The 25254-nt window shown below is 57.2% G+C and carries 29 protein-coding genes; 20 read left to right on the top strand and 9 right to left on the bottom strand.

Annotation, left to right across the window (positions count from 1 at the left end):
- The first annotated feature begins 58 nt into the window (after nucleotides 1-58).
- The 5 genes from ACODR9_RS20730 (at nucleotide 59) to ACODR9_RS20710 (ending at nucleotide 6305) form a co-directional block, all read left to right on the top strand.
- Nucleotides 59-754 (top strand): Crp/Fnr family transcriptional regulator, encoded by a 696-nt coding sequence (locus ACODR9_RS20730; RefSeq protein WP_488811917.1) that lies wholly within the window; start codon nucleotides 59-61, stop codon nucleotides 752-754.
- Nucleotides 755-950: 196 nt separating this feature from the next.
- The gene (locus ACODR9_RS20725; protein WP_488811915.1) at nucleotides 951-3494 is read left to right on the top strand and encodes a chemotaxis protein CheB; all 2544 of its coding nucleotides are present in this window, start codon (nucleotides 951-953) and stop codon (nucleotides 3492-3494) included.
- Nucleotides 3495-3499: 5 nt separating this feature from the next.
- Nucleotides 3500-5398, top strand: a complete 1899-nt coding sequence (locus ACODR9_RS20720; protein ID WP_488811913.1) for a putative bifunctional diguanylate cyclase/phosphodiesterase — start codon at nucleotides 3500-3502, stop codon at nucleotides 5396-5398.
- A gap of 242 nt (nucleotides 5399-5640) precedes the next feature.
- Complete coding sequence (locus tag ACODR9_RS20715) at nucleotides 5641-5970, top strand: hypothetical protein (RefSeq protein ID WP_488811911.1); 330 nt, start codon at nucleotides 5641-5643, stop codon at nucleotides 5968-5970.
- Nucleotides 5971-6092: 122 nt separating this feature from the next.
- Nucleotides 6093-6305 (top strand): hypothetical protein, encoded by a 213-nt coding sequence (locus tag ACODR9_RS20710; RefSeq protein ID WP_488811909.1) that lies wholly within the window; start codon nucleotides 6093-6095, stop codon nucleotides 6303-6305.
- A gap of 254 nt (nucleotides 6306-6559) precedes the next feature.
- Here ACODR9_RS20710 and ACODR9_RS20705 read toward each other — a convergent pair whose 3' ends face one another.
- A complete protein-coding gene (locus ACODR9_RS20705) occupies nucleotides 6560-6994 on the bottom strand; it encodes a Crp/Fnr family transcriptional regulator (RefSeq protein ID WP_488811907.1) in 435 nt (144 codons plus the stop codon).
- Nucleotides 6985-7272 carry a cyclic nucleotide-binding domain-containing protein gene (locus ACODR9_RS20700; protein ID WP_488811905.1) on the bottom strand — a complete coding sequence of 96 codons (288 nt, stop codon included), beginning with the start codon at nucleotides 7270-7272 and terminating at the stop codon, nucleotides 6985-6987. Before ACODR9_RS20700 ends, ACODR9_RS20705 begins: the two co-directional genes overlap by 10 nt.
- Before the next feature lie 634 nt (nucleotides 7273-7906).
- Here ACODR9_RS20700 and wecB point away from each other — a divergent pair.
- The 7 genes from wecB to ACODR9_RS20665 are packed head-to-tail and all read left to right on the top strand — an operon-like array spanning nucleotide 7907 to nucleotide 16224.
- Nucleotides 7907-9088 (top strand): non-hydrolyzing UDP-N-acetylglucosamine 2-epimerase, encoded by a 1182-nt coding sequence (wecB, locus tag ACODR9_RS20695; RefSeq protein ID WP_488811903.1) that lies wholly within the window; start codon nucleotides 7907-7909, stop codon nucleotides 9086-9088.
- A gap of 2 nt (nucleotides 9089-9090) precedes the next feature.
- The gene (locus tag ACODR9_RS20690; RefSeq protein WP_488811901.1) at nucleotides 9091-10692 is read left to right on the top strand and encodes a glycosyltransferase family 2 protein; all 1602 of its coding nucleotides are present in this window, start codon (nucleotides 9091-9093) and stop codon (nucleotides 10690-10692) included.
- Nucleotides 10689-11702: a bactofilin family protein gene (locus ACODR9_RS20685; RefSeq protein ID WP_488811899.1), complete on the top strand. Its 1014-nt coding sequence runs from the start codon at nucleotides 10689-10691 to the stop codon at nucleotides 11700-11702. The genes ACODR9_RS20690 and ACODR9_RS20685 overlap by 4 nt, the downstream gene beginning before the upstream one ends.
- Nucleotides 11699-12658, top strand: a complete 960-nt coding sequence (locus tag ACODR9_RS20680) for a hypothetical protein (RefSeq protein WP_488811897.1) — start codon at nucleotides 11699-11701, stop codon at nucleotides 12656-12658. Before ACODR9_RS20685 ends, ACODR9_RS20680 begins: the two co-directional genes overlap by 4 nt.
- 2 nt (nucleotides 12659-12660) lie before the next feature.
- Nucleotides 12661-14535: a polysaccharide deacetylase family protein gene (locus tag ACODR9_RS20675; RefSeq protein WP_488811895.1), complete on the top strand. Its 1875-nt coding sequence runs from the start codon at nucleotides 12661-12663 to the stop codon at nucleotides 14533-14535.
- Between the two features lie 31 nt (nucleotides 14536-14566).
- Complete coding sequence (locus ACODR9_RS20670) at nucleotides 14567-15391, top strand: YaiO family outer membrane beta-barrel protein (RefSeq protein ID WP_488811893.1); 825 nt, start codon at nucleotides 14567-14569, stop codon at nucleotides 15389-15391.
- A complete protein-coding gene (locus ACODR9_RS20665; protein ID WP_488811891.1) occupies nucleotides 15388-16224 on the top strand; it encodes a hypothetical protein in 837 nt (278 codons plus the stop codon). The genes ACODR9_RS20670 and ACODR9_RS20665 overlap by 4 nt, the downstream gene beginning before the upstream one ends.
- Nucleotides 16225-16357: 133 nt before the next feature.
- Here ACODR9_RS20665 and ACODR9_RS20660 read toward each other — a convergent pair whose 3' ends face one another.
- Complete coding sequence (locus tag ACODR9_RS20660; RefSeq protein WP_488811889.1) at nucleotides 16358-16675, bottom strand: BON domain-containing protein; 318 nt, start codon at nucleotides 16673-16675, stop codon at nucleotides 16358-16360.
- 560 nt (nucleotides 16676-17235) lie between these two features.
- Between ACODR9_RS20660 and ACODR9_RS20655 the strand changes: the two genes are divergently transcribed.
- From ACODR9_RS20655 to ACODR9_RS20635, 5 genes are all read left to right on the top strand, one after another.
- Nucleotides 17236-17472 carry a hypothetical protein gene (locus tag ACODR9_RS20655; protein ID WP_488811887.1) on the top strand — a complete coding sequence of 79 codons (237 nt, stop codon included), beginning with the start codon at nucleotides 17236-17238 and terminating at the stop codon, nucleotides 17470-17472.
- A gap of 83 nt (nucleotides 17473-17555) precedes the next feature.
- Nucleotides 17556-18119: a BPSL1445 family SYLF domain-containing lipoprotein gene (locus tag ACODR9_RS20650; RefSeq protein WP_488811886.1), complete on the top strand. Its 564-nt coding sequence runs from the start codon at nucleotides 17556-17558 to the stop codon at nucleotides 18117-18119.
- Between the two features lie 154 nt (nucleotides 18120-18273).
- Entirely contained in the window at nucleotides 18274-18480 is a 207-nt protein-coding gene (locus tag ACODR9_RS20645) for a hypothetical protein (protein WP_488811884.1), read from the top strand.
- Between the two features lie 191 nt (nucleotides 18481-18671).
- Nucleotides 18672-18890: a hypothetical protein gene (locus tag ACODR9_RS20640; protein WP_488811882.1), complete on the top strand. Its 219-nt coding sequence runs from the start codon at nucleotides 18672-18674 to the stop codon at nucleotides 18888-18890.
- Between the two features lie 32 nt (nucleotides 18891-18922).
- Nucleotides 18923-19423 carry a ferritin-like domain-containing protein gene (locus ACODR9_RS20635; RefSeq protein ID WP_488811880.1) on the top strand — a complete coding sequence of 167 codons (501 nt, stop codon included), beginning with the start codon at nucleotides 18923-18925 and terminating at the stop codon, nucleotides 19421-19423.
- A 71-nt stretch (nucleotides 19424-19494) separates the two neighbouring features.
- On the opposite strand, the gene ACODR9_RS20630 is transcribed toward ACODR9_RS20635, so the two are convergent.
- The 5 genes from ACODR9_RS20630 to ACODR9_RS20610 form a co-directional block, all read right to left on the bottom strand.
- Nucleotides 19495-19857, bottom strand: coding sequence for a hypothetical protein (locus ACODR9_RS20630; RefSeq protein WP_488811878.1), 363 nt, complete (start codon nucleotides 19855-19857; stop codon nucleotides 19495-19497).
- 21 nt (nucleotides 19858-19878) lie between these two features.
- Nucleotides 19879-21078 (bottom strand): class I SAM-dependent methyltransferase, encoded by a 1200-nt coding sequence (locus tag ACODR9_RS20625; protein WP_488811876.1) that lies wholly within the window; start codon nucleotides 21076-21078, stop codon nucleotides 19879-19881.
- A gap of 84 nt (nucleotides 21079-21162) precedes the next feature.
- The gene (locus ACODR9_RS20620) at nucleotides 21163-22002 is read right to left on the bottom strand and encodes a hypothetical protein (RefSeq protein WP_488811874.1); all 840 of its coding nucleotides are present in this window, start codon (nucleotides 22000-22002) and stop codon (nucleotides 21163-21165) included.
- Between the two features lie 42 nt (nucleotides 22003-22044).
- A complete protein-coding gene (locus ACODR9_RS20615) occupies nucleotides 22045-22887 on the bottom strand; it encodes a BON domain-containing protein (RefSeq protein WP_488811872.1) in 843 nt (280 codons plus the stop codon).
- A 73-nt stretch (nucleotides 22888-22960) separates the two neighbouring features.
- The gene (locus ACODR9_RS20610; protein ID WP_488811870.1) at nucleotides 22961-23248 is read right to left on the bottom strand and encodes a CsbD family protein; all 288 of its coding nucleotides are present in this window, start codon (nucleotides 23246-23248) and stop codon (nucleotides 22961-22963) included.
- A 251-nt stretch (nucleotides 23249-23499) separates the two neighbouring features.
- On the opposite strand from ACODR9_RS20610, the gene ACODR9_RS20605 reads away from it, so the two are divergent.
- From ACODR9_RS20605 to ACODR9_RS20595, 3 genes are all read left to right on the top strand, one after another.
- On the top strand, nucleotides 23500-23910 hold the full coding sequence (locus ACODR9_RS20605) for a PRC-barrel domain-containing protein (RefSeq protein ID WP_488811868.1): 411 nt from the start codon (nucleotides 23500-23502) through the stop codon (nucleotides 23908-23910).
- Between the two features lie 75 nt (nucleotides 23911-23985).
- A complete protein-coding gene (locus ACODR9_RS20600; protein WP_488811866.1) occupies nucleotides 23986-24132 on the top strand; it encodes a lmo0937 family membrane protein in 147 nt (48 codons plus the stop codon).
- A 104-nt stretch (nucleotides 24133-24236) separates the two neighbouring features.
- Nucleotides 24237-24419 carry a YMGG-like glycine zipper-containing protein gene (locus tag ACODR9_RS20595; RefSeq protein ID WP_488811864.1) on the top strand — a complete coding sequence of 61 codons (183 nt, stop codon included), beginning with the start codon at nucleotides 24237-24239 and terminating at the stop codon, nucleotides 24417-24419.
- A gap of 55 nt (nucleotides 24420-24474) precedes the next feature.
- Here ACODR9_RS20595 and ACODR9_RS20590 read toward each other — a convergent pair whose 3' ends face one another.
- Nucleotides 24475-25131, bottom strand: a complete 657-nt coding sequence (locus tag ACODR9_RS20590; protein WP_488811862.1) for a BON domain-containing protein — start codon at nucleotides 25129-25131, stop codon at nucleotides 24475-24477.
- Between the last annotated feature and the right edge of the window lie 123 nt (nucleotides 25132-25254).

Below are 25254 nucleotides of genomic sequence, written 5' to 3'. Positions count from 1 at the left end.
ATACGGGGTTGCCTGATGATGACCGGTCTACGCAACTGCCGGTGTGGGGAGTGAATGTATGGAGCAGCCGCACAATTGCATTCTGCAGCGTTTGCCATCAGCCGATCGCCATCAACTGCTGGCGCGATGCGAGCAGACGGCATTGCCGCTGGCTGCCCGCTTGGACGGCTCCGGACCAGGCGGCCATCAGGTTTACTTTCCCATGTCCGGGCTGGTGGTACTGCAGTCCGGCAGCGGCAATCATGTTGTTTCGGCCGGCATGCTTGGCAATGAGGGTATGCTTGGGGCGGGCACTGTGCTGGGGCTGGCCCGGACGCCCTTGCAGGCTACGGTGCTGGAAGCCGGACAGGCCATGCGCGTTGACTGCCTTGGCTTCTGGCATGCGCTGCAACACAGCAAATCCCTGACCCGGCTGAGCCGGCATTATTTTTATTCCACCCATGAGCAACTCGCCCTGTCTGCCGCCTGTGCCCATTTTCACGACATCATTCCGCGGCTGGCGTGCTGGTTGCTGATGGCTCACGACCGCCTGCAACTTGATGAAATGCATTTCACCCAGCAGGATATGGCCGGCATTCTTGGGGTACGACGCGTCGGCATCACACGGGCGGCAGGCTGGCTGCAAGGCCAGGGGCTGATCGGCTATCACCGCGGCGCGATCAGAATCCTGGATCGGCCAGGTTTACAACAGATGGCATGCAGCTGTTATGTATTGTTTGCGCGCAATCATGCACCTCTGGTTTGCCACCCCTGAACCGGCCTGCCAGGCTGCATGCGGTGGCGTAACGGCCGCCTGCGGCCAAACCGCACGGGCCGACTGAGGGATCATCCTGATTGTGCGTTGCGGTAAATTCTTGTAGTCAGCGCAGTACATGTAGGGTACAAGTCACAGTCTGGCATCATTTTGTCCCGGACTGTCTGGCGTGCAGAGCACTGTACAGAAAAACGAGATGAAAAATATTCCTCCTGAAACCCACAAGCATGCGCAACCAGCACGCTCGGACCATGCCGGTTTGCCGTCAGCCATTGTTGGCATTGGCTGCTCTGCCGGCGGGCTGGAAGCGCTGGAGGCCTTTGTGGCCGGGATCGCGCCAGGCCTTGGCGTGTCGCTGGTGATTGTCCAGCATCTGGCACCCGACTTCGCCAGCATCCTGCCGGAGTTGCTGGCCAGCCATACCCGGCTGGCCGTGCATGAGGCCCGGCACGGTACGCCGATACTGTCCGATTGCATTTATGTGATTCCACCCAACAAGACCCTGAGCTTTGACCGGGGCTGTCTTTATCTTTCCACGCCTCCGGCCGGGTTGCGCCTGCCGGTCGATCACCTGTTTCACACGCTGGCGCATGGACTGGGAAAGCGCAGCATCGGTGTCATCCTGTCCGGCATGGGTGAGGATGGCATGCTGGGGGTGCAGGAAATAAAGGCCTGCGGAGGACGAACCTATGCGCAGGACCCGCTGACCGCGCGTGCGGACAGCATGCCGCGCAGCGCCATCGAACGTGGCGTGATTGACTTCGTTGCCAGCCCGGAACGCTTGGCCAGACTGGTGCTTGAACAATGTACACAGCTGGAGGAAGACCGCCAGCCAGCACCGTTGGCCGAGCCTGCCCGGCAAGAGGCCATGCGGGAAATCATTGCCTTGCTGCAACAACACACGGGTAATGACTTTTCCCATTACAAGCCCAATACCCTGAATCGCCGTATCGAACGGCGCATGGCACTGCTGCGGCTGGACAGCATGCCAGCCTATGCCGAGTACTTCCGCTGCAATCTGCAAGAACGCGACTTGTTGCTCAAGGAATTACTGATCGGTGTCACGCGCTTTTTCCGTGACACCGCGATGTGGGACTACTTGCGGGACATTGGCCTGCCAGCGCTGTTTGCGCAGTATCCGGCAGGCAAGGTAATGCGTGCCTGGGTGCCGGCCTGTTCCAGCGGCGAAGAGGCCTATTCGCTGGCCATCCTGTTTCGCGAGTCGCTGCTGTTGCATCAGCCCGCCGGACAATTCAGCCTGAAAATCTATGCCACGGACCTGGATGGCGATGCCATCCAGCATGCGCGGCGTGGCGTGTACGCAAGCAGTATTGCAAGCGAAGTGGGGGCGGCACGACTGGCTCAGTATTTTGTGGCCGAGGAAGGCCAGTTTCGGGTGAGCAAGGATATCCGCGACATGGTGGTTTTTGCCTCGCAGAACATCATCTCTGATCCGCCATTTACCCGACTGGACATCCTGTCATGCCGGAATCTGATGATTTACCTGGACTCGGTATTACAGGAAAAACTGCTGCCCCTGTTTCATTACGCACTGTGTAACGGGGGCATTCTGGTGCTGGGCAGCGCGGAAACCATCGGCCGGTTTTCAACCCTGTTTGTACCGCTAGACAAGAAAAACCGTATTTTTTCCCGTGGAAACGAAGCGGGCAGCAGCCGCACACTGGAAATACCACTGCTAACAGAATCGCGCTTGTTGCCGCAGATTGAAGAAACAATGCCAGATTATCGAAAAAGCCTTGAATACCAGACGGATCAACTGATTCAGCAAAACTACGCACCTGCCGGGGTACTGATCAATCACGACGGCGATATTCTCTATATCAGCGGCCGGGTGGGGAAATATCTGGAGCCGGCAGCTGGCAAGGTGAATGTGAACATTCATGCCATGGCGCGCGAAGGCTTGGCCAATGCGCTGCATACGGCGATCCAGCAAGTGCTGTCCGGTGCCGACAAGGTGCAGCTGAATGATTTGCAAGTTGATGTCTTTGGAACGCCGCACAGCTTTCATCTGACGGTACAGCACATCCGGCAACCGGAAGAACTGCAGGGCCGTCTGCTGGTGGTGTTTACCAAAGCACCGCCACCCAAGGCCAGGTCACGGCGGCGCACGTCTGCAAGCGAGCGCGAGCTGATGCTGGAGCAGGAGCTGGAACAAAGCCGCAAGCTGCTGCGCTCGATGCAGGAGGACATGCAGATTGCACTGGAAGAAATGAATTCCGGCAATGAAGAGCTGCAGGCCACTAACGAGGAACTGACTACTTCGCGCGAAGAGCTGCAATCGTTGAACGAAGAGCTGCAAACCATCAATGCCGAACTGCACGCCAAGCTGGACGACCTGACCTGGGAACGCAATGACATGAACAACCTGCTGAATAGCACGGAAATTGCCACGGTTTTCCTGGACCTGGACATGCGTTTGCGGCGCTTTACCCGCCACGCTACCACCCTGTTCAAGTTCATTCCCGGCGATATCGGCCGGCCTTTGTCAGATATCCGCAGCGAACTGGAATATCCCCAGTTGCTGGATGATGCGGCAAAAGTGTTGCAAACGCTTGTTTTTGAAGAAAAACGCGTACACAGCAACAACGGAAGGTGGTACCGCGTGCGCATCATGCCTTACAGGCGGCTGGACAACGTGATTGACGGTATCGTGATCACTTTCATCGACACGACGGAGATTGCCAGCCTGGAAGCTCGGCTGCAACAGCACATGGAGTAAGGCTGATGGTCAAGTCCCATGCAAAACGAAATGCTGGTAGCCTGCGCCAGCGTGCCGAGCAAAGGCTCAAAGCCATGCCGGCGCAACTGCCAGGGACACCTGACCCTCACCGCATGCTCCATGAGCTGCAAGTGCATCAGATCGAACTGGAAATGCAGAATGAAGAACTGAAGCTTTCCAATGAAGCAATGCGGCTGGCTTCCTGCGTGTTCAGTCACAGCCACGAAGGCATTGTCATTACCGATGGTGCCATGCGCATTGTCGAGATCAATCCTGCATTTACCGCAATTACCGGGTTTTCAGCCCAGGACAGCATTGGCCAGATGCCTGCCATCCTGTTGTGCAAAGACGAGAATGGCCTGCACCCCCGGACCGTGCTGCGCGCACTGTACCGCTATGGCAGCTGGTGCGGGGAGTTGAACTGTCTGAGGAGCGATGGAGCGTCTTATCCTGTGCGCCTGTTCCTGACCTTGTTGCGCGAGCCGGCTGGCGCAGGGCGGACAGAACGGCACTATATCGGCTTTTTTTCCGATATCAGCCAGATACGGCTGCACGAAGACGAGCTCAATCGCATGGCCAACTACGATTTGCTCACCAGCCTGCCAAACCGGCGACTGTTGACCGAGTGCCTCAATCTGGCCATTCATCGGGCGCAACGCACTGGCAAGCGGCTGGCCGTGTGCTATCTGGATCTGGATGGCTTCAAGGCGGTCAACGACAGCCTCGGGCACGAGGCCGGAGACCAATTGCTGGTAGAGATCGCTGACCGATTGAGACTAGCGCTACGCGTGAACGATATCATTGCCCGGCTTGGCGGCGATGAGTTCGTGCTACTGCTGACCGATCTGGCTGATGACGAGGAGTATCGGCTGGTGCTGGAGCGCGTTCTGGAGACCGTGGCGACACCACTGTTGCTTGCAGGCAGCTACGTCCAGATTTCAGCCAGCATCGGCGTCACGGTTTACCCGCATGATGGTGCCGACACTGACACCCTGCTGCGCCATGCCGACCAAGCCATGTATCTGGCTAAGCAGTCCGGAAAAAGCCGCTACCAATATTACGATATGGCCCAGGACAAGCTGATGCGTGAGTATCACGACCAGCTGTCACGCCTGACCACTGCGCTGGAGCAAGGTGAACTGCTTCTGGTGTATCAGCCCAAGGTCGATCTGCGTGACGGCAGGGTGATCGGGCTGGAAGCCCTGCTAAGGTGGCAGCACCCGGAGCTGGGTTTGCTGATGCCGGAGAAATTCCTGAAAGTGCTGGAAGGCAGCGTCACCGAACTGGGGCTGGGCGACTGGGTGACCAACCAAGTATTGCAGCAGATGGAGAGCTGGCGCCAGCTGGGCTGGGTACTGGATGTCAGCATCAACATCAGTGCCTGCCAATTGCAGCAGCAGGACTTTGCCGACAACCTGTTGCAGCAGCTGGCACGGTTTCCGCTGCTCTCACCGGCCCAGCTCGGGCTGGAACTGCTGGAGACGGCCGCTCTGGAAAACATTGTCCAGTCCATCCAGACACTGCTGACCTGCCGCGCGCAGGGTATCAGTTTCGCCCTGGACGACTTTGGTACCGGCTACTCCTCGCTGGCCTATTTTCGTGACCTACCGGTCGACATGCTGAAGATAGACCAGAGTTTTGTCAGCAACATGCTGAACAGCCTGGAAGACCGCAATATCGTCGACAGCATCATCCGTCTGGCTCGTGCTTTCAACCGTGAAGTGATCGCCGAAGGCGTGGAAAGCCTTGCTCATGGCGCCATGCTATTGCAGCTGGGCTGCCATTACTGCCAGGGCTATGCCATTGCTCGTCCCATGCCGGCCGTCTCTGTCATCGGCTGGATGCAACGCTGGGAACAGGAGCGCATATGGGAACATCTTCCTGAGCTGGTCGCCACATTCTGATTATCCGGCCCGGCATCTTGCGCATGGCTATGTACGCTGCTGCACGGATGCAGGCTTCTGCCTGCCGGATGATGCGTTATGACCGTGCATGGCCCGGGCAAGCTATTTTTCCTGCCACTTCCCTTGCATTGTCTGCACCGGATGGGCAGATCCCCGGCCGTTGCCCTTGCCACAACGCACACGCAGTCCCTGCTCAGGAATGACTGCGTAACAGTCTTGTCGACAGAAAGAAGGGAATCACCATGACGGAACAGGAAATCCTGGGACGGATCATCAGCATGAACGGTAGCCGCGATGGCGCCATGCTGGCCGGTTTCTGGCTGCTGATGGGGTCACGTCATGACATCCGTCTGTTTACCCTTGGCGACCTGCGCGGCCTGTCCGGGGAGAGCCGTACCTTGTTTCATGCTATTAATCAGGCCTACAGCAGCCAGCGGTTTACCGCATTGAGCCCGACAATGACCAGCAGGCTGATGACCATTCTGGTCGATTATGAGCACGAACACTCGGTCGAAAGCCCGTTTGCCGATGCCTCCTTTTCTATTGGCAATGCCGGGTCGCGGACTGAGTAGTCCCTGCGGCCTTCCCGTTCATTCCCCGCTGCCAGTACTGGCATGGCCTTGATGGCTGGCGACGAGACTGCTCACCGGTCTGGGCTGCCCGCGAGGCAGCACACTAAAACAGGTCATCCAGCATGAGTATCACCATTGCTAATCAGCGCTGTCATGACCCTACAGGGTATGCCCACGCTTTACAGCACGCTGACATGGATAGTTGTTGTGATGTGGTGAGAAGATTGGCGCACGAGCAAAGTGGAAGCTGCCACTACCGCTGCAATATCTGCCAGATGTCATGGGTAGTATTGCCGTTGCAACTGGTCTATCCCTTTGATCAGAAAAAAGTTTAGCTTACCAAAGCACCCTGAAGTTTTGTTCTCAATGGAGTCTGCCAAGCTTACGTATCTGCCGTACCAATATGTTGAGGAATGCACAAATGTTCAGCAGCGAAAAGCCAGCGTTTTTCAGCCGGATTGTTGCAACGACGGCTAACTTTTGAATTGCAGTCGCACTTTACAGTAAACGCTAAAGTCAGTATTTGACGAAAATTGATTGTGTGTCAGCTCGGACTGTGGCCTGCTGAGAAGGTCTCTGTAGCAAAAGCTCATTGTGGCCAGAGATGTGGCAACAGCCGCTGGTATTCCTTTTGCACCACCGCATAGCACTCGCAGGTGCGGGATTCCAACATCGGTCGGTCGAGTACCCGGATATGTCCGCGGTTGTAGCTGATGATTCCCTCGCGCTGCAGGTTCAATGCGGCATTGGTCACGCCTTCCCGGCGTACACCCAGCATGTTGGCAATCAACTCTTGCGTCATGTGAAGTTCGTTGCCATCCAGTCTGTCTAGGCTGAGCAGTAACCAGCGACATAGCTGCTGGTCCAGCGAATGATGTCTGTTGCAAACCGCAGTCTGCGACATCTGGGTAATCAGTGCCTGGGTGTAGCGCAGCAACAGATGCGTGACCGATAGCGAATGCTCGAATGCTTCCTTGATGTTTTTTGCAGGCAGGCGGAAGCCATATCCCTTACTCAGGACCACACCCCGGCTTGGGGTCGACTCGCCCCCATGAACAGGGCAATGCCGACAATGCCCTCGTTGCCGACCACGGCAATTTCAGCGCTATCGCCGTTTTCCATCCCCTGCAGCAGTGAGACGATGGCGGTCACCGGGAAATACACATGGCTGAGCTTGTGTCCCGACTCGTACAGCGTTTTGCCAAGTGGCAGTTCCACCTGTTCGAGAAAGGGGCTCAGATGCAACCATTCCGCCTTTGGCAAGGCGGTGAGTAGACCATTGGCTGGGCATGTCTCTAGCATTTACCATCTTCATATATTAAATTAATTAATTCAATCTTTATTAACATAATCAATTAATTGAATGATGTATGTATGCCAGCGAACACAGCGAAGGCATGCCGGCATGACGTTAAGGAAAAGGTTATGTGCGCCAACAGACAGACGCTGTGTACCCGGTGCTTGAGCATCCGGCTGCAGATCACAGCGAGAATCCTGCCTGCGGTCAGGCGCATGCAGTGGCTGACAAGGCAGGCGGTGCCATGTCGGTCGGTAGGCAAGCAGGCAGGGCCGCGCAAGTGCAAGCCTTGACGGGACGGGCTTTGCCGGGATGTGTCCAGCCCCGCAGCTGCGGTGCGCGCAGATGGCGCACCGCATATGGCCATCCGTTGCACCATGCTGGCGCCAGGCCGGGGCTAGGTGGTCATGACACGGTCCCGGTCACAGTTAAATGCAGTCGTCAGAACTGTAGGTAGAGGAGGAGACCTTACCGGGCTGGAACAATTACGCGCTTATTTTAAGCAAATTATTTTAAATAAAATAATAAAAAGTTAATAAAAAGAGGGTTGGAGGCAGTACAAGTCGGCGGTACATCCCTCGCACCTGATCAAGGTGCATGTCTGATGTGCGGTAAAGGTATTCAGCGAAGGAGATTGGCGTGATTACAGTGTTGACGATATTTGGTACCCGGCCTGAAGCAATCAAGATGGTTCCGGTGGTGCAGGCGCTGCAAAACTGCCCTGGTGTGGTCTCTCAGGTATGCGTGACCGGTCAGCATAGGGAGATGCTTGATCAAGTGCTGAACTTGTTCGACATCAAGCCGGATCATGATTTGCAAGTGATGCACAAGGCACAGGGCCTGGCCCCGCTGACGGCCTTGCTCATCCAGGAAATAGATAAAGTGCTGGATCTGGTCCGGCCGGATGTCGTCCTGGTGCATGGCGATACGGCCACCACGCTGGGCGCGAGCCTGGCCGCCTTTTATCGCAAGATTCCAGTGGGCCATGTCGAGGCCGGCTTGCGTACCGGTGACCTGACTTCGCCATGGCCGGAGGAGATGAACCGCCGCGTGGTAGATACCCTGGCCTCCTGGTATTTCGCTCCGACCGAGGAGTCTTGCAGCAATTTGCGTCAGGAAGGGGTTGATTCGGACCGCATTTTCATCACAGGCAACAGCGTGGTGGACACCTTGCTGCTGACGGTGGACAAGCTGCAGCGTCAGCCACAGTTGCAAGCCAGGATGAACGACAGTTTTGCGTTTTTGCGTTCCGGGTCGAGGATGATCCTGATCACCGGCCACCGGCGCGAGAGCTTTGGCGAGAAGTTCAAAAACTTTTGCCGTGCGCTGATCCTGCTGGCCGAACGTTATCCGGAAGTGGAACTCGTCTACCCGGTCCATCTGAATCCCAATGTGCGCGAGCCGGTATACGCCTTGCTGTCCAGTGTGGCCAACATTCACCTGATCGACCCCCAGGAGTATCTGCCCTTTGTCTATCTGATGGTGCGCTCTTACCTGATCATTACCGATTCGGGCGGCATTCAGGAAGAAGCCCCGGCCCTGGGCAAGCCGGTGCTGGTCACCCGCGATACCACGGAGCGGCCGGAAGCCCTGGCCGCAGGTACTGCGCGGCTGGTGGGAACCGAAACCGACAGCATCGTGCAGTCTGCCAGTGAGTTGCTGGATGACGAAGCGGCCTACCTGCATATGTCTCAAGCCCACAACCCCTATGGCGACGGGCATGCCAGCCAGCGCATTGCTGCCATCCTGTCGTCCTTGCCGTCCTTGCTGGTGGGGACGTCGGCACCGGAAGTAAGCACCGCGAATGTGATGAGGGGATGAACATGAGCCGATGCCTCCTGATATGTGCTGGTCTGTTGTTGGGTATTTGTTGCGCGCTGCCTGGTCTGGCCATGGCAGGCCTGAATGCAATGACCGGGCCGGCTCCGGCCCCGCTGGTTGATATGGGCAACAAGGCCGCGTTGCAGGCCATGCCGGCGGCGGAGGCACCGGACATCGATGCCAGCTCGCCTGCGGTGTATGTCCGCGGTGCTGAAGAGAACAACGAGCTACGCCGCACCCAGCAGTTGATCAAGGATCAGATCGAAGAAGCCCGCCTGCGCACGGTGGGCAAGGAGGATGACCCCTTGCTGCTGCGTCGGGGGCCCGGGTCTGGCATCTGGGTGATACGCACGCTCACGCTGCTGCTGTACAGCATCGTGTTGCTGATCGTCATTTATGCGGTGCGGCATATGGTATTCACGCTGAACCGCCTGTTCGGTCAGCAGCGACATCCGTATCTGGATATCGAAACGGCAGAATGGCCGCGTGTGACGGTGTTCATTGCCGCACATAACGAGGAAACCGTGATTGGCGACGCGATCGAGGCGCTGCTGGAGACGGATTATCCGGCTGGTCGCCTGATCATCATGCCGGTCAACGACCGCTCCACCGATGGTACCCGCGACATCATCGACCGCATTGCGGCAAGGCGGCCCGATGTGATTCGCCCTTTCCACCGCACGGAAGGCAAGCCCGGCAAGGCTGCCGCACTGAAAGATGCAACCGCACTGATCGATACCAGAATCTTCATCGTGTTCGATGCCGACTATATACCGGGGCGCGGCCTGATCAAGCAACTGGTTGCGCCATTTTTCGATCCCGAAGTCGGTGCCGTCATGGGCCGCGTGGTGCCCTTGAACCCGGGAACCAACCTGCTGACCCGCATGCTGGACATGGAGCGGGCAGGGGGCTACCAGGTAGACCAGCAAGCCCGGATGAACATGAGACTGGTGCCGCAATACGGCGGTACGGTGGGTGGTATCCGCGTGCTTGCACTGGAGAGTGTCGGCGGCTGGCATGACGATGTGCTGGCTGAGGATACCGACCTGACCTACCGCTTGCTGATTGGCGGCTGGCTGACGGCCTATACCAATCGCGCGGAATGTTACGAAGAAGTTCCGGAAAGCTGGCCGGTTCGGGTCAGGCAGTTGATGCGCTGGACGCGCGGTCATAACCAGGCGCTGGTCCGCCATGTGGGACGGTTGCTGACCACCAAGGGTGTGCAGCAGCGTGAAAAGGTGGATGGCTTGCTGTTGCTGGGGACGTATGCCATGTCGCCCTTGCTGTTGCTGGCCTGGGCCATGACGCTGGTGCTGTTCTTCTTCGACAGCATGTTGCCCTCTCCAGGTATCCTGCTGGTCATGGCCCTGGTGTGCTACAGCGCCATGGGCAATTTTGCGGCCTTTTTCGAAATCGGCGTGGCCTGTTATCTGGATGGCAGTGGCAAGCGCTTGCGGATTCTGCCGTTTTCCATCTTTGGTTTTCTGGTCAGCCTGGTCACCATTGCCAGGGCAACGCTGCAGCAATCGCTGGTTGAGCCCTTTCAGAAAAACAGGGCCTTGCACTGGGACAAAACCAGGCGCTACCGCGGGATAAAGGCATGAGCTCACTATTTTATGTTCTGGGTGTGCTGCTGCTGCTGCTGATTCCCTTGCTGCCCGGATTCCTGGAGTTGTATCAGAAAACCGATATCGCGGCCCTGGGCATCAACCGCTTGCACACCGGCAACGCCAATATTTTTGCCGTCAATTATCGCCGTCACCTGAGTGCGCTGGAGCAGAAGGGGCAGGGTACGGACTGGGTGGCGCGCTTTGCCAGACTGCAAGCCCAGCAAAGGCCCGTCATCACGGAGGAAGTGCGCGCGCAGGGCTATTTGCGCATTCCTGCCGGTTTCCATTGCCTGACCGAAATGTATTGCAACGGCGATATTTCAACCGGAATGGGCGTCATCCTGCGCAGTGCCCTGGCCGAAGGCAATCTGAACCTCGGGGTGAACAACACGATATTGCGCTGGGCTGGCGCGCAGCGTATCCGGGTGGCATCCGGTTGCAGCCTGTTTGGCCGCCTGGTGGCAGACAAGTCGCTGTTCATCGACGGCGCTGTCAGTTTTCAGCGCATTCAGGCACCGCTGATTTTGCTTGGCTGCGGATGGGACCGGAAACCGTCGCCCCCTCCTGCCATGGAGGTGGACATCAGCCATTTGCCCGACACCCTGTTTTATAACGCAGCCATGCGACGTGCCGTTGTCGCCGGAGACGTCACCTTGCCGGCGCACAGCTTGTTGCGGGGCAATCTGGTGGTGCGCGGGCAATTGCTCATTGGCGATGGCTGCTGCATAGACGGCAGCATCAAGGCCGGTGGCAAGGTGTATATCGGCAACAATGTCGTCATCAACGGCTCGGTGGTTTCCGATCACTCGGTGGACTGCCTGGCGGCTTGCCATATCACCGGCCATGTCGTGGCAGCACGGCAGGTGTCGATTGGCGCAGGCGCCGTGCTGGGCCGGCTGGATGCCGCCATCAGCCTGTCTTCCCGCTTTGTCTTGCTCAAGCTGCCGATGGTGATTCATGGAACCGTCTGGGCACGCAAGCGCGGAAAGGTGCTCGGACTATGAAACGCTTGTGTTTGCTATTGGCCATGTGGGCGATGTCGGTCACCACCTGCCAGGCCGGAGGCGAGCTGCAGCTGCCGGGCTATCAGCTGGAAGATGGCGCCCTCCTGTTGCAAAAGGGGGGCGGGGTGGTCGACCCCTACTTTGCCATGAAGGCATTGCTGACGGCAGAAGAGCTGGGTTTGCACACGCATGTTGTCACGGATGCCTGGGTTGCCTGGCTGGCGCCAAGGCAGGAGAGCAATGGCAGCTTTCCCCGTTTCGCGCAGCAGGCCAACGGCATCTGGCGACGCTCGGCCGATGCCGATGCCGACGACTCAACGCTGGCCTTGTGGATTTCATTGCTATCCCGCCGTTACGACCGGCAGGCCATGCCCGCCGTCTTGCGCGCCTCGCTGCTGCGTGCCCGCAAAGCCCTCTGGCAATTACGCTGGCTGGATGATGGGGTGTACGAATACGCCACGGGCTCGCATCTGGCTTATCTCATGGACAACACCGAAGTCTACACCGCCCTGCGCGATGACTGCCTGCACGCCAGATACAGCTGCCAACGCATGCGGCAGCTGGAAAAAGCGCTGCCGCTCACCTTCTGGGATAAAGACCAGCGGCACTGGCGCGTGGCAACACGTAATCAGTCGCCAGCGGCCTTTTACCCGGACGTGGCCGCACAGCTGTTTCCGCGCCTGGCGGGCCTGCCGGCCCCGGCCGGTCAGCCTTCCTTTGATGACTGGGTGAAGCAGGAAGGCCTGCCCTGGCTGCAGCAAGACACGCTCAAACTGGATTTTCCATGGGGTGTGCTGGTGCTGGCGGCACTCAAGGAAAAACGCCTGGATGTGGCGAATACCTGGTTGCAAGGTGCGCTTGCCGCACGTGACACGCATCACTGGAACATCCTGGAAGAAACCGTCCTGCTGGGTTTGCAACAAGATGTGGAACTGCAGAAGTTCCTGGGAGGCTGAACATGAGCAGATTTCGATTCTGGCCGCATTGGATATGGTGGTCATTGCTGATGGGTCTGGTTCTGGTCGCCATTGCCGGCTGGCATCTGCGACAGCAAAAAGTGGCGCCGCCACCTGGTGCCTTCATCGCACTGCTGCTGCCGGATCAACTGGACAGTCACAAATACATATTGGCCTGGCAGGACGCAGCCAGCGAAGCCGGTGTGTCCATGGCCCAGATCACCGCCAGCGAGCTGGTGGCGATGGATGCCGCCCAGCGTGCCCGCATTCGCGGGATTGTGCTGCCTGACAGCATTCATCGCAGCATCAGTGCCGCCTTGGCCGGGGTGCTGGAAGAGTACGTACGCAATGGCGGCGCCTTGTGGATCAACTACGACGCGGCCACCGAAGATGCCGGCGGCCGTTTTCTGGACAAGCCTTCCCTGGCCAGGCTGGTGGGAGTGGACTACCTGCTGTACCAGGAAATGGGCAAGGCCATGGTGCATGGCGACCAAATGCTGATGTCTGCACAAGCCGTACAGGCGCTGGGTATTGCGCCGGGGCGCTTTCAAGCCACCGGCTCCGACCCGGAGGCAATGTTGCAGGCCGCCACCTATGGCTACGACAAGGAGGAGTTCAGCCACTTGCTGACCCGGGGGTCTTTCCCCGGACAAGTACTGGCCACCAGCAAGGATGGCTCGCTGATTGCCGGTCTGCGTCGTTACGGGCAGGGCCAGGTGCTGTTTGTCAATTTGCCGGTCACCTTTTTACGCGTGCGTACCGATGGCCTGTGGCTGCAGTCTTATCTCCGGTTTTTCAATGGCCACATGCTGCAGCTGCCACAGCTGGCCTCGGTGCCGGATGGGATCGGTGGCCTGGTCATGAACTGGCATGTGGATGCCAATAATGCGCTGCCTTACATGTCGATGCTGGAAGGCCTGGGTTTCCTGAAACAGGGGCCTTATTCGGTCCATTTCACGTCCGGCCCGGACAACAACAGTCCGGGTGACCGTCTGGGGATGGATGTGGCGCATAACATCACCGCCCAAGGCTGGATCCGCCGCCTGCATCAGCTGGGCTACGAGGTCGGGGCGCATGGTGGCTGGGCACACAATTATTTTGCTTTCAACATCAATGAGCATGACGGCTCGAAGTGGACCTCCTACCTCGTCAACAACAAGAAGGACCTGGAAAATGTCACTCATCAGCAAATGACCGAATATTCCGCCCCCAATGGCCATCACCCGCAGTGGGTGACCAACTGGCTGCGTCGTAACGGCGTGCTGGCGTATTACTTTGTCGGGGATTCGTCGATGGGGCCGACCCGCGCCTATATTGACCCCGACGACATGCATGGCCGCCCCTGGGCCTTTCCCGTCTCCGCCAATGGCGATGTCGCATCGTTCGAAGAAGCCGTCCGCAACAAATTCTCCGAGTCACAAATGAGCGCCTGGCTGGAAGCTATGACCGGTTTCACCGTCCGGCAGCGCGAGGTACGACTGGTCTATTTCCACCCTCCCGGGGTCTACTTTTATCAGAACACCGCCCGGCAATGGCTGGAGCAGACCCAGCAGCTGCGGGAGCAAGGCGTGTTTCGCTGGTACACGATGACACAGCTGGCGCGCTTTCTGACCCAACGCGAACAGACCGTCTGGCAGGTCATGCCCGTGGCGGGTGCCAGACAGCCGTGGATCACGGTCAACGCCCACAATCCGGCATCGCTACAACATCAAAGCTGGCTGTTGCCCAAGACGAAGGCACGGCCAGTGCTGCTCAGTGGCGTTGCCAGCATAGAGGACCTGCCTGATGCCTGGCGCATTACCGCCCGCTCAGGCAAGGAACTGCGCTTCGAATATTTGCAGCCGACCAGCACAGCACAAGGAGCAGGGCATGATTGATCGACAACGCGCAACATGGTTAGCAGTTTGCATGGCATCACATGCGGGCCTGGCGTGGGCCGCAGAAGAGGAGCCTGAGGCCGAGGCGGGGATGGTTGAAGAAATGGCGGCACCGGTAGAAGCAGCGCCCGACACCGCCTACACCCAGGCGCGCAGCATAGAGTTGGGTTTCACGCACTCCCATTTGAGTGCCAACAATCCCGGTTGGAGCGGCGTGTACGTGTCCGGGGTATGGCAAAGCAGCCCCAGCAATGTGTTTGACCTGATTGCCGAGCAGGCCAGCCGCTTTGATGAACATGGTGTCGCGCTGAATGGCGGCTGGAATCACGACTTCAGTCCCGACTGGTTCGGCCGGCTGGAGCTGGGACGCAGCAGCAGCGGCACGTTCTGGCCCGGCACCCATTATGGCGTGGCACTCAATCGCAAATGGCTGCCGGAACGCAACCTGGTGACCGGCCTGGGCCTGGCCTACAACGACAACCGGCAAGGCTATAGCGACCGCATCCTCACCCTGAGCATGGCTTATTACTTCAGTGCGCCATGGGTGGCAGAAGCCGGCGTACACTATACGATCAGCAATCCTGGGGCGGTGGAGTCGGTACAAGGCTTTGCTGCGATGACTTACGGGCGGAATGCCTGGAGGCTGGTGACGCTGGCGATTAACGCCGGCGGGGAGGGGTATATGCCGATCGGTAACAACCAACCCCGCCAGTTATTCAATAGCCAGCTATATCAACTGAGCTGGCGCGAGTGGGTAGGCAAGCACTGGGGCGTTCATGCCCGAGCCGAGTTTTACCACAGCCCCTATTACAAGCGCAGCGGCCTCACCACCGGCGTATTCTGGGATCTGCCATGAAAACACAGCAAGGCCTGGACGGGCTGACACCACTGCGCAGCACCGGACATGGCGGCGGGATCATCCAGATGCATCGCGCCATGCGCACCGAGTACTTCAGCCCTATGCGCTGGGCCTGGATTATCGGTTTTCCCCTGTTGTGCAATCTTTTGACACTCAAGCTACTACCCGAGATTACCGGCGGATGGTTCGTGCTCACGCGCTGGAGCATCGCGGTGACCGGTAGCATGGCGGACGTATCCGCGCTACGCGTGCAGGCAGGCTGGATGCCCCCGCTGGTATTGCCCTGGCTGGAATTGTCCGCCACAACGCCATCGTTCTGGCAGAGCTGGGCGAATGCACTTGCGGCCTTGTTGTTACTGCTACTTTCTTTTGTCATCAGCCCGGAGCGCATGCCGGCACGGTATGCACTGCGCCTGGTCGGCATCATCCAGGCCTGTTCCTGCCTGTATTTTGTCTTGATGCCTGCTGCGTTCAGTCACTCACTGCCCGATTATTTTCACACTTGTCTCAAGTTTGTCCTGCTGCTGCTCTTTCTGGTGCCATGGATACATGCGCTGACCTTTTACATTCTCGACAAGCCCAATTGGCACAAAGTGCTGCTGACACTGCTGTCGCTGACTTACATTTACTTGGAGGCACCGCTGCATTATTTCGCCGCTGCATTGCTGCTGCATTTTGGCTCGCTGTTGTTCATGCCATTGCTTTTCATCCTGGGCAGCCTGATGGTCGAGGTGCTGTTGTTGATTGCACTCTATGGTTGGGTGATGAGCTGGGAAGGCCAGCCAAGCCGTCAGGCGGAGCTGCCGGGCTTCGATGCGAATGACCCCTGAAGCACCTGCAAGCCGGAATGTTGCCGCTGTACATGGCCGGCGGGGTGTCGTGCGCGAGGATAACGGCTGATGCTTCATGCCTAGTACCGGGCGCATCCTGCCAATGGTGCAGGATGCGCCCAAGCATGCTGCGCTAGCGGGTCATCACGGTCAGCTTGTTGTTAACGCCGATGACGGACTCAACCGTCGAGGCCAGTTGCGCCGCACGGTCAGATTGTTTCTGACGATTGACCGTACCATTCAGATCCACAATACCCCGCTCGGTACGTACATTAATGGCCAGTCCTTTAACCCATTTGTCCCGCGCGAATGCCGTGCGAACCTTCTGGGTGGTGAGTGCATCATCCTGATACTGCTGCACGCTGTAGGGCATGGTTTCTTCGGCATGCAGCGGCATGCTGCCCAGCACTGCACCCGCCAGAAACATGATTGTGGTGAATTGGTTTTTCATGATATCTCCATGGATCAAGTGGTCGGCATTTCCATATTCCACGGCAGTTCAGGTACTTCCAGCAGACAAGCAAATTTCAAACAGTCACCTTGGCAGCGGTTTTGCTTCCATCTTCAGCCTGTCTGGAAAATAACTTCACTTTAGGTATTTGCCATCGAGCTGTGATGATGGCGCCGTCTGGTGCCTATATTGCATCCTTGGTGAACATTGAAGTGATGCTGAGGTTTTCCTGTAAACCCTGATCAACTACATGCCGACATGTAGTCATGACTACACGCTTTGATTCTGACCCCTGCCAAGCGGATATTCTGTTCGCTGTCACACGTATATTGACCTTGTTGCACCGTGCACGGCATTTGCGGTGAATTTTCAGCTATTTCCCTGTGTATTTCGTCGTGCATTGTGTGTACTTGCGCACAGATGCCTAGTGCCATGTCTGGCACTGTCATGCTTGCTGGCTGATTTTATGGCGAGCTATCAGCCCGTAAGGTGACACATGCAAGATCAGCATTTTTTTGCAGGCTGCCTGTGTATTGATTTTCAATCACTGGAGTCTTTACATGCTCAATATATTCTTGTTGTCGATGGTGCTGAGCGGGCATCCCGCCCAAATCGTGCTGGCGGAAGCGGATACGGCAAGCACGACGGTGCCGATGACTTCTGCCATTGTCCAACGCCCCGAGTCCCCCGTGGATCAGCCTGCTCCAGAGCCCATGACTGATGCGCAGCGTGCAGCAGCAGATGAATATGCCGGAAAAGTGATTTCCGCATATCCCGAAAATTATCGCGGTCACTGATCTGTCCGCTGCCAAACATCACTTTCATGCTTATACGGCCTTTTGCCATAAACATGCATCGTGATATCTCCTGGAGAATTCTCATGAACAAACGTTTCTGCATGGCCCTGCTGCTGGGTGTCCTGCTGAGTGCCTGTACCACCACCATGCCTTCGCAACAGGCTAGTAACATGACAACCCGGCAGGCAATTGATGCCGACTCCGCCGCAACACTGAACAGTCTTTATCGTCAGGCCAAAGGGTCGCGCGAACTGGTGACAAAAGCCAAAGGTGTGCTGGTATTTCCATCGGTACTGACGGCAGGCTTCATGGTAGGTGGGTCATATGGTGAAGGGGAGTTGCGAATCGGAAACCAGCCTGATGGTTATTACAAAACCATGACCGGCTCGTTTGGTTTTCAGGCCGGGGCGCAATCCAAGGCCATCATTTTCCTGTTCATGACCCAGGAAGCGCTGGATCACTTCCGCCAGGGCAATGGCTGGACGGCTGGTGTTGATGCCAATGTTGCCGTGCTGACGATAGGGGCCGATGGATCGGTTGATACGGAAACTGCCAAGGCACCGGTCATTGGCTTTGTCATGACGAATGGCGGGCTGATGTTCAACATTTCCTTGCAGGGAACAAAAGTTTCCCGGCTTGACCCCTAACGGTTTGGGGAGGATGTCTGGTATTGATCATTATTATGTGGCTTGCTGTACAGCGCTGTATTTGATAAGAACCCATACTGTTTTCATGCCGGGTGTGATGCATTTTCTGATGCCGCATCTGGCATGAACATTATTCTTTTACAAAGGAAATATCATGTCCCTGGATAATACCAACCCGAGTGATGCCCACAAAGCAGCTGCTACCGAACACAAAGCATGTGCAGATTTGCACATGAAAGCAGCTGATTGTCATGAAAACAAAAAAACTGATGAAGCCAAGGCCAATTCGGCCAATGCCTTGCAAAGCAGTGAGACAGCGCACCAGCAATCAAAAGCTGCCTGCGACAGCTCAGGGCAATGATTGAGGCTGTCATGCCTTGTTTCATTCACTTTGCAAAAGCCCGCTCTGGCGGGCTTTTTATCATATTGTCCGGATTGCTCATTATCTCCACTCTATGTGGTGTGGCACACCGATTATTCAGGTTTTAAATGGGATGATGTGACTGTTGACCTTGTGTTTTCACACGGGGCAATATTTTAGAGGATATGAAAATGAGCAATTTCAATGATAAATCGCAGACTGACAAATCTGCCAATATTGACCAGAACAAGTCGTCATCGACGACCAAACAGCCTGCCCCTGTTTTTGGTGAAAAGGTTGGCCAAGCCTCCCCGAAGACCGAACTGGGCAAGCAGCCTGCGCCGAAAGACACTGGAAGCATGCATGATGCAAGGCAAGGTAATTCGCCTGCCAACAAACCCAAGTTGTAATTAGCCGGTATATGACCACTGCCATATGACTGATGGTGGTGGTCATATGCTGCCTGCTACCGGTATTCAGAAACGGGTTTTGTATTTTTCTCACGCCAGATACCCAAGGAGTGTTGATGATGAAAGATGAAAAAGAAGATGATCTTGTGAATGCTGAAAAGAAATTGAGCTGCAATGCTTCCAAAAAGATGGAAGATGGTGCCGTCACGCAGGGCTATCGAGGAGAGCGCCACAGATTGATCGGCCTGCTCAATACTGCCCTGGCATCTGAACTGGTTTGTTTTCTCCGCTATACCCGGCACTATTACATGGTTAGCGGCCTGTCCAATGCCGCATTGAAAGCCGAGTTCATGCAGCATGCACAGGAGGAAATGCAACATGCCAACATGCTGGCCGAGCGTATTGCCATCGAATCGTATCGGAAAATGATTCAGGAGTTGGGCAATAGCGACCCTAGCACCAGCTTGCTGCTGACCACCATTCTGTCAACGGAAGAGGAGCATGCGGAAGAAATGCGCAGCCTACTGGATTGATTGTACCGTGTCGTATCAATATAAAAGTTCGCATTTGGCGGACTCTTATATTGATACGACACGGAAATGCTTCAACCGCTACGTAGAAGCGGGCTGGTCATGTCGTGTTGATTGGCCGCGCTGTTGGACTGGCGGTGCAGTTGGTCAAACAGTTTGCACACCCCACAGGTTGCGCCGCTTTCGTGGGATACCATGATTTGCAGCAGCTGATGAATTGTCGCCTCATTCAGTTTTCCCATATTGCGAGATGCAATACCGGTACTGATGCGGTGAAAAATGGCCCGGCCATTGCCATCGAGCGCACGGATATTATCAATTGTAAATTTCATCGGGGCGTAGCGTGAACCCATCATCAGCCAATAAGCTGCCAGCATTACGCCCTGCGGACTGCCTTTCAAGCCCTGAATCTGGTGCAGGATTTCATCTTCAGACATGGGGTTCTCCTTTCAGTGGCATTAGCCGTACATGTATTGCCGTGACCATGCCAGCGTATCGGCATAGCGTCCTGCCGGTTGGCACAGGATCTGGTAAACGCTGATTACATCGTTGCGAAAGGCATGAGCACACCCAGCCAGATAAATGCGCCAGATACGGTAGCGTTCCTCGCCGATTTCCTGCCGGATCCGCATGCTGTTGGTTTCGTAATTCTGTGACCACAGGCTGAGCGTCAAGGCGTAGTGTCGACGCAGGTTTTCCACGTCCAGCACTTCCAGCCCGCCTTGCTGCATGGTGCTCAGGGTGGTGCCGATATGGGGCAACTGGCCGCCGGGGAAAACAAATTTGTCGATGAAATTACCGGCGCCGAATGGTGCGTCACGCTGGTTGGTGCTTACCGAGGTGATGCCATGATTCAGGGCCAGGCCATCCGGGGTGAGCAGATTCAGTATCTGTCTGAAATAGCCCGGCAGCCCTTTGACGCCAACATGTTCAAACATGCCGACACTGGTGATCCGGTCGAAGCGGCCGGTGAGGTCGCGATAATCCATCAGGCGGATTTCCACCCGGTCCTGCAGGCCTGCCAGGCTTACCCGCCGTGTGGCTTCGGCATACTGCTGTTGTGACAGGGTGATGCCCAGGCATTTGACATCGAATTGTCGCGCCGCGCGGATGAGAAGCGCACCCCAGCCGCAGCCGATGTCCAGCAAGGTATGACCGTTTTGCAGTTTCACCTTGGTGAGGATATGGTCGATTTTCTTGATTTGCGCCGCTGCCAGTGTTTCATCCCCCTGCGGGAAATAGGCGCAGGAGTACACCATTTCCGGGTCCAGCCACTGCGCGTAAAAATGGTTGGACACATCGTAGTGGTACTGGATGGCCTGGCGATCGGCCCGGCGATTGTGTGAAAACAGCAAACCGGCCAGTCTTTGCAGCGGGTAGCGTTTGCCACGGCGGGCCAGGGCATGCGCCATGTCGATGATGTCATCGAGCTTGCCCTCGATATCCACCAGGCCCCTGACATATGCCTCGCCCAGATGGTCCAGCCGTGGGGAAAGCAAATAGCGCAAGCCGGCGGGCTTGCGGATGTGCATGGTGACCAGCGGTTGCTCGAACAGGCCGAAATCAATGGCCTGGCCATCCCAGACCAGACGGGCAGGTAATGGGCTGTGTTGCCGCAAGTGGCTGGCCAGCCGTTGCATGCGTTGTTGCCAGATCATGTTTGTCATTCCTCGTCGAAGCCGCTGGCGCGCATGGCACGGCGGCGTTTCCCCGGGGTGAAGCCGGACAGTCTGCTCATGTGCTCAGGGCTCTGTCCCTGGCCGTTTCCTGATGTCATCCGGTGTGGCAGGCGGTGGCGGGTGCGTGGCATCCCGGCTGCCGGGTGCCATGTCTGTGCCGGTGTTGTGCTCCGCCTTGTGCAAGGGGGCAGCGTGCTGCATGCCGGCCCCGCCGGTGTGTGGCGCTTGCGGGTTTGCCGGGTTGGCTGGTCCGGGCGGCGTGGCACCTGCCGGGAGCCGGATGTCCTGCGCCGGTGGGCGTGCATGGTGCGCCGGCCCTGTTGCCGGTTGGGCCGATGAAGGAGGTCTGGCCTCCGGTGGGGTCAAGCCGTGAGGGGGGCGTGCAGCTGGCGGCTGCTCAACGGCGGGCTGTTGCCTGGTCGGGCGCGGGTAGTGGCGGGGGGCATCGTTTTTCTGATGTCCGGGCGGCGGGCTGGCAGCAGGAACCGACTGCCTGTCCCACTGTTGCCAGTCGGGGTGGTGGCGCTTCCAGTCGGCACCCCAGTGCTGGTCCCAGCGCGGTGCTTCATCGGCGTTCCAGCCTTGAAAATAGGCAGGTCGGCGCTGGTAGTAACGTAATGGAATCCGCCAGATGAAGACGGGAACCAGGTTTGCCTCCATCCGTGTCCATGGCCCGTTATACCAGCTGCTGTAATACCAGTTGTCTTCATGGAAAATCCAGTAACGCCCACCGTAAAAGAAGTAGTTCAGCTGCTGCGAGGGGTCGTAATACACGGGGTAGCCCGGAATCGGGATCAGGGCCGGGTAGCTGCTGATGTTGATGTCCAGACTTATTTGGGCCTGCAAGGTGGCAACGGGCCCAAGCATCAGCGACAGGGAAATACCAATCAGTGCGTGACGCATGGTGTTTGCTCCTGATACCGTCCTGGCGATCGGTGATGGTGGCTACTGGCTGGCCACGGACAGGGCCGAGGCATCTACCTGCCGGACGCCCCGCACGTTCTTGCTCAGTTCAATGGCCAGTGCGCGTTCGCTTTTGCTGGCCAGCCTGCCACTGAGCGCAACCACGCCATTGCGTGTCTTGACCTTGATGCTGGAGCTTTCCACATGACTGGAATACAGCAGGCTGGACTTCACCTTGGTGGTGATCCAGCTGTCGGAGATGTTCTGTTCGGCCTGATTGCTCGAATGCTTGACGGACTCGGCCAGCGTGGGTTTGGCGCTGCCAACCTGCAGCTGGTTGTCCACCGACATCACGCCGCGGGTGCTGCTGGCCATGCGTGTGGCAGCCTGGCTGGCCATGGTGCTACTGGCTGTTCCCTGCAAGCTGACCCTGCCTTGCTTGGTATGCACCGTCACAGCAAGCCCATCGGCGTACTTGCTCCACAGCAATTTGGATTTGACGGCTGCGGTAATGTTGGCATCGTCGGTCAATTCGCCATAAGCGCTGGTGCTGCCGGTTTTGCCCGGCACAAAATTGCTGTTGACTTGCAGTTGGTTGTCCACACTTTTGACGCCAGGGGCACCCAGGGCAATTTCCTTGGCCAGCTCCTTTTTTATGCCATCTTCCACCGTGCCGGTCAGGGTTGCCTTGCTGTCATGCACCATCACCCTGATGTCCTGGTCGCGAAGGGAAGGGTTCAAGGCGTAAGTGGTTGAGATCTGGCTTTCCTGGCGCGCATCGTTCAGTTCCTGATTACTGGCGGCAGCCAGCACAAGAGGGGCGTGGCACAGGGCAAGACAGAGGGCCAGGGTGGCTGCTGGCAATTGGCTGGGCAGGTTTTTCATGATGTGGATTTCCGCTATTCGAACCATATGACCAAGGCCGGACCAAGGCCGGCCACGGGTAGGCATCACGCCATTACTTGTGTGTGTCCAGGAATTGCTTTACCTGGCGCTCGGCTTCTTCACGCGAAACGGCGTAGCGCTGCTGGATCAGCCCGGCCAGTTTCTGTGCCTCGCCCTCGGCGCACAGCAATTCGTCGTCCGTCAGCTTGCCCCAGACAATTTTGGCTGCGCCCAGATGCTCCTTCCATTTGCCTTTGAGTTCTTCGGTGCTGGGCAGGTGAAGCCCACTGCCGCGGTGACTGACTTCGTCGGGAGCCGGTTTGCTTGCAGTGGCCTTGTCTTGCTCTGCTGAATTGTCCATGGACTACTCCTTTGCGGATGGCGTGCTGCGCTAAATGGCGAGCCTTGGCCTGCTCGCAGCTTAGGAGGGGCCATGGGGGCGGTCTGTACGCCAGCGCACACCTTGAAAACATCTCGCACAAATTGATTTGCCCGACTTCGGTGTGTTGCCGAACAGAACGCCGTCGCTGCCGGGAGTAAAACCGGACGGTAACCATCAATACCTCTTGGTTACGGCAGAGGCGAGCGGCGCTTCAGGCAAAGGAGACGGTAATGAACCAGATGAATCTCAATACGGATGGCAGTAATCGCACCCGCAGCAGCACCGGCGGTCCCGGCCCCTACCTGATGGGTGCCAGTACGCTGACCGGTAATGCCGTGTTGAATCGACAGGGTGAAGTACTGGGTGACATCAAGGAAATCATGCTGAATGTCAGCAACGGACGCGTGGAATATGTCGTGCTGGCCTTTGGTGGTTTCATGGGTATAGGCGGCAAGCTGTTTGCCGTGCCCTGGCGCGCACTGGTGCTGGATGCCATCAACAAGCGCTTCATGCTGAATGTCAGCAAGGACCGCTTTTCCCATGCCCCGGGTTTTGACAAGGAGCAATGGCCGGACATGGCTGACCCCACCTGGGCCACTACTGTCCATGATTTTTACGGTACCGACATGTACAGCGAGTAAATACGGTCGGCCATGTGTCTGGTGTGAAGATGGTCATCAGCCAGCTATCGCCAGCCTGTTTGCAGGAGTTTAATCATGTTGGAATCAATTGCAGTGATTCTGTTTTTGCTATGGGCCTTGGGCATGGTCTCGTCCTACACGATGGGGGGCATGATCCACCTGCTACTGGTCTTGATGCTGATCGTGGTGCTGGTGCGTGTGCTGCAGGGGCGTCGTCTCTAGCCATGTCGGCAGCGTGCTTCCGGCAGCAGACGCCGGCGTTTTTCAAACCCGGCCGTCGGCAGCCAACCCGGTGTTGCTGCCGGCAAGGGCGCAAGGTGACATTCATGAATGCAATACGAAGCAGTTTCTTCACCGCCATGTTGCTGGCTGGGCTGGCCGGCTGTTCTTCCATGTCCGAGCGCGGTAAGGATACCGCCATTGGTGCCGGTGTTGGCGCCGGGGTGGGGGCCTCCTTACCGGTGGCAGTGCGGCAGGCACCCTGGGTAGCGCTGCCATCGGCGGGGTGATTGGTCATGAGGTGAAGTGAATTCACTGCGGTGGCTACCGCAGTGCACTATGTGTTCAAATGACAATGCGGATGTTGTCGATAACATTTCGTACTCCAGGCATCCCTGCGGCGGCGTGCCTAGCTAAGGCTTGCTCTGACCAGCTATGTACACTGCCACCAAGAATGACATCTGGGCCATCAATGCTTACGGTAATGCTGTCAATATCTCGGATCGCACGGCGTTTGAGGGCTGCTTGCACTTCTTGCTGAACAGCGTGGCTGATGGGTTTGCTGCGTAGATTGATGCCATTGCTTATGCCGGTCACACCAGAGAGATGGCGCAACACATTGCTTGCTGCTTTTCGCTGGAAGTCCCATTCGACATCTCCAGTTAGCGTGATCCAGCCATTTTCAACTATGACCTTGATCGCATGCCCCTTGAGTGTTCCCATCAGTTGCAGCGCGCTGGCAGCTGCATGTGAAATATCGCTATCACTGCGTTGCTCGGCATCAGGAACGACAACTGTCAGGTCAACCGCCAGTGCCTGGACACCTTCGACCCGCAAGGCAGCACGTTCGGCTGACCATTTCTGGGGGGCGTCGGTAACGACGCCGCTCAGGGTAACGACACCATCGTTGACTTGCACGCCGATTTGACTGCTATTGATCTGAGGGTCCCACTGCAATTCAGCGGTCACATCTTTCTGTAGCTGGGTGTCTGTCTTGATCATGATTACTACTCCTTTTGGTCGGATCACCCATCATCACCAATAGTCTGCTTAGCTGTCTGTCTGTTAACGCACTGAATCGCCCCTTCTTTCCTAGACACTTCGAGAGCCTCACACTAGGCCCCA

The organism is Aquitalea sp. FG25 (assembly GCF_057809375.1).
Note: the sequence above shows the minus strand (reverse complement) of the source record. Positions and strands in the feature narration are given on the sequence as shown.

What these genes read in the sequence shown, in the direction of transcription:
- ACODR9_RS20730 (WP_488811917.1), top strand. Translation starts at nt 59, where the DNA reads ATGGAGCAGCCGCACAATTGCATTCTGCAGCGTTTGCCATCAGCCGAT.
- ACODR9_RS20725 (WP_488811915.1), top strand. Translation starts at nt 951, where the DNA reads ATGAAAAATATTCCTCCTGAAACCCACAAGCATGCGCAACCAGCACGC.
- ACODR9_RS20720 (WP_488811913.1), top strand. Translation starts at nt 3,500, where the DNA reads ATGGTCAAGTCCCATGCAAAACGAAATGCTGGTAGCCTGCGCCAGCGT.
- ACODR9_RS20715 (WP_488811911.1), top strand. Translation starts at nt 5,641, where the DNA reads ATGACGGAACAGGAAATCCTGGGACGGATCATCAGCATGAACGGTAGC.
- ACODR9_RS20710 (WP_488811909.1), top strand. Translation starts at nt 6,093, where the DNA reads ATGAGTATCACCATTGCTAATCAGCGCTGTCATGACCCTACAGGGTAT.
- ACODR9_RS20700 (WP_488811905.1), bottom strand. Translation starts at nt 7,272, where the DNA reads ATGCTAGAGACATGCCCAGCCAATGGTCTACTCACCGCCTTGCCAAAG.
- ACODR9_RS20690 (WP_488811901.1), top strand. Translation starts at nt 9,091, where the DNA reads ATGAGCCGATGCCTCCTGATATGTGCTGGTCTGTTGTTGGGTATTTGT.
- ACODR9_RS20685 (WP_488811899.1), top strand. Translation starts at nt 10,689, where the DNA reads ATGAGCTCACTATTTTATGTTCTGGGTGTGCTGCTGCTGCTGCTGATT.
- ACODR9_RS20680 (WP_488811897.1), top strand. Translation starts at nt 11,699, where the DNA reads ATGAAACGCTTGTGTTTGCTATTGGCCATGTGGGCGATGTCGGTCACC.
- ACODR9_RS20675 (WP_488811895.1), top strand. Translation starts at nt 12,661, where the DNA reads ATGAGCAGATTTCGATTCTGGCCGCATTGGATATGGTGGTCATTGCTG.
- ACODR9_RS20670 (WP_488811893.1), top strand. Translation starts at nt 14,567, where the DNA reads ATGGCATCACATGCGGGCCTGGCGTGGGCCGCAGAAGAGGAGCCTGAG.
- ACODR9_RS20665 (WP_488811891.1), top strand. Translation starts at nt 15,388, where the DNA reads ATGAAAACACAGCAAGGCCTGGACGGGCTGACACCACTGCGCAGCACC.
- ACODR9_RS20660 (WP_488811889.1), bottom strand. Translation starts at nt 16,675, where the DNA reads ATGAAAAACCAATTCACCACAATCATGTTTCTGGCGGGTGCAGTGCTG.
- ACODR9_RS20655 (WP_488811887.1), top strand. Translation starts at nt 17,236, where the DNA reads ATGCTCAATATATTCTTGTTGTCGATGGTGCTGAGCGGGCATCCCGCC.
- ACODR9_RS20650 (WP_488811886.1), top strand. Translation starts at nt 17,556, where the DNA reads ATGAACAAACGTTTCTGCATGGCCCTGCTGCTGGGTGTCCTGCTGAGT.
- ACODR9_RS20645 (WP_488811884.1), top strand. Translation starts at nt 18,274, where the DNA reads ATGTCCCTGGATAATACCAACCCGAGTGATGCCCACAAAGCAGCTGCT.
- ACODR9_RS20640 (WP_488811882.1), top strand. Translation starts at nt 18,672, where the DNA reads ATGAGCAATTTCAATGATAAATCGCAGACTGACAAATCTGCCAATATT.
- ACODR9_RS20635 (WP_488811880.1), top strand. Translation starts at nt 18,923, where the DNA reads ATGGTGGTGGTCATATGCTGCCTGCTACCGGTATTCAGAAACGGGTTT.
- ACODR9_RS20630 (WP_488811878.1), bottom strand. Translation starts at nt 19,857, where the DNA reads ATGTCTGAAGATGAAATCCTGCACCAGATTCAGGGCTTGAAAGGCAGT.
- ACODR9_RS20625 (WP_488811876.1), bottom strand. Translation starts at nt 21,078, where the DNA reads ATGATCTGGCAACAACGCATGCAACGGCTGGCCAGCCACTTGCGGCAA.
- ACODR9_RS20620 (WP_488811874.1), bottom strand. Translation starts at nt 22,002, where the DNA reads ATGCGTCACGCACTGATTGGTATTTCCCTGTCGCTGATGCTTGGGCCC.
- ACODR9_RS20615 (WP_488811872.1), bottom strand. Translation starts at nt 22,887, where the DNA reads ATGAAAAACCTGCCCAGCCAATTGCCAGCAGCCACCCTGGCCCTCTGT.
- ACODR9_RS20610 (WP_488811870.1), bottom strand. Translation starts at nt 23,248, where the DNA reads ATGGACAATTCAGCAGAGCAAGACAAGGCCACTGCAAGCAAACCGGCT.
- ACODR9_RS20605 (WP_488811868.1), top strand. Translation starts at nt 23,500, where the DNA reads ATGAACCAGATGAATCTCAATACGGATGGCAGTAATCGCACCCGCAGC.
- ACODR9_RS20600 (WP_488811866.1), top strand. Translation starts at nt 23,986, where the DNA reads ATGTTGGAATCAATTGCAGTGATTCTGTTTTTGCTATGGGCCTTGGGC.
- ACODR9_RS20595 (WP_488811864.1), top strand. Translation starts at nt 24,237, where the DNA reads ATGAATGCAATACGAAGCAGTTTCTTCACCGCCATGTTGCTGGCTGGG.
- ACODR9_RS20590 (WP_488811862.1), bottom strand. Translation starts at nt 25,131, where the DNA reads ATGATCAAGACAGACACCCAGCTACAGAAAGATGTGACCGCTGAATTG.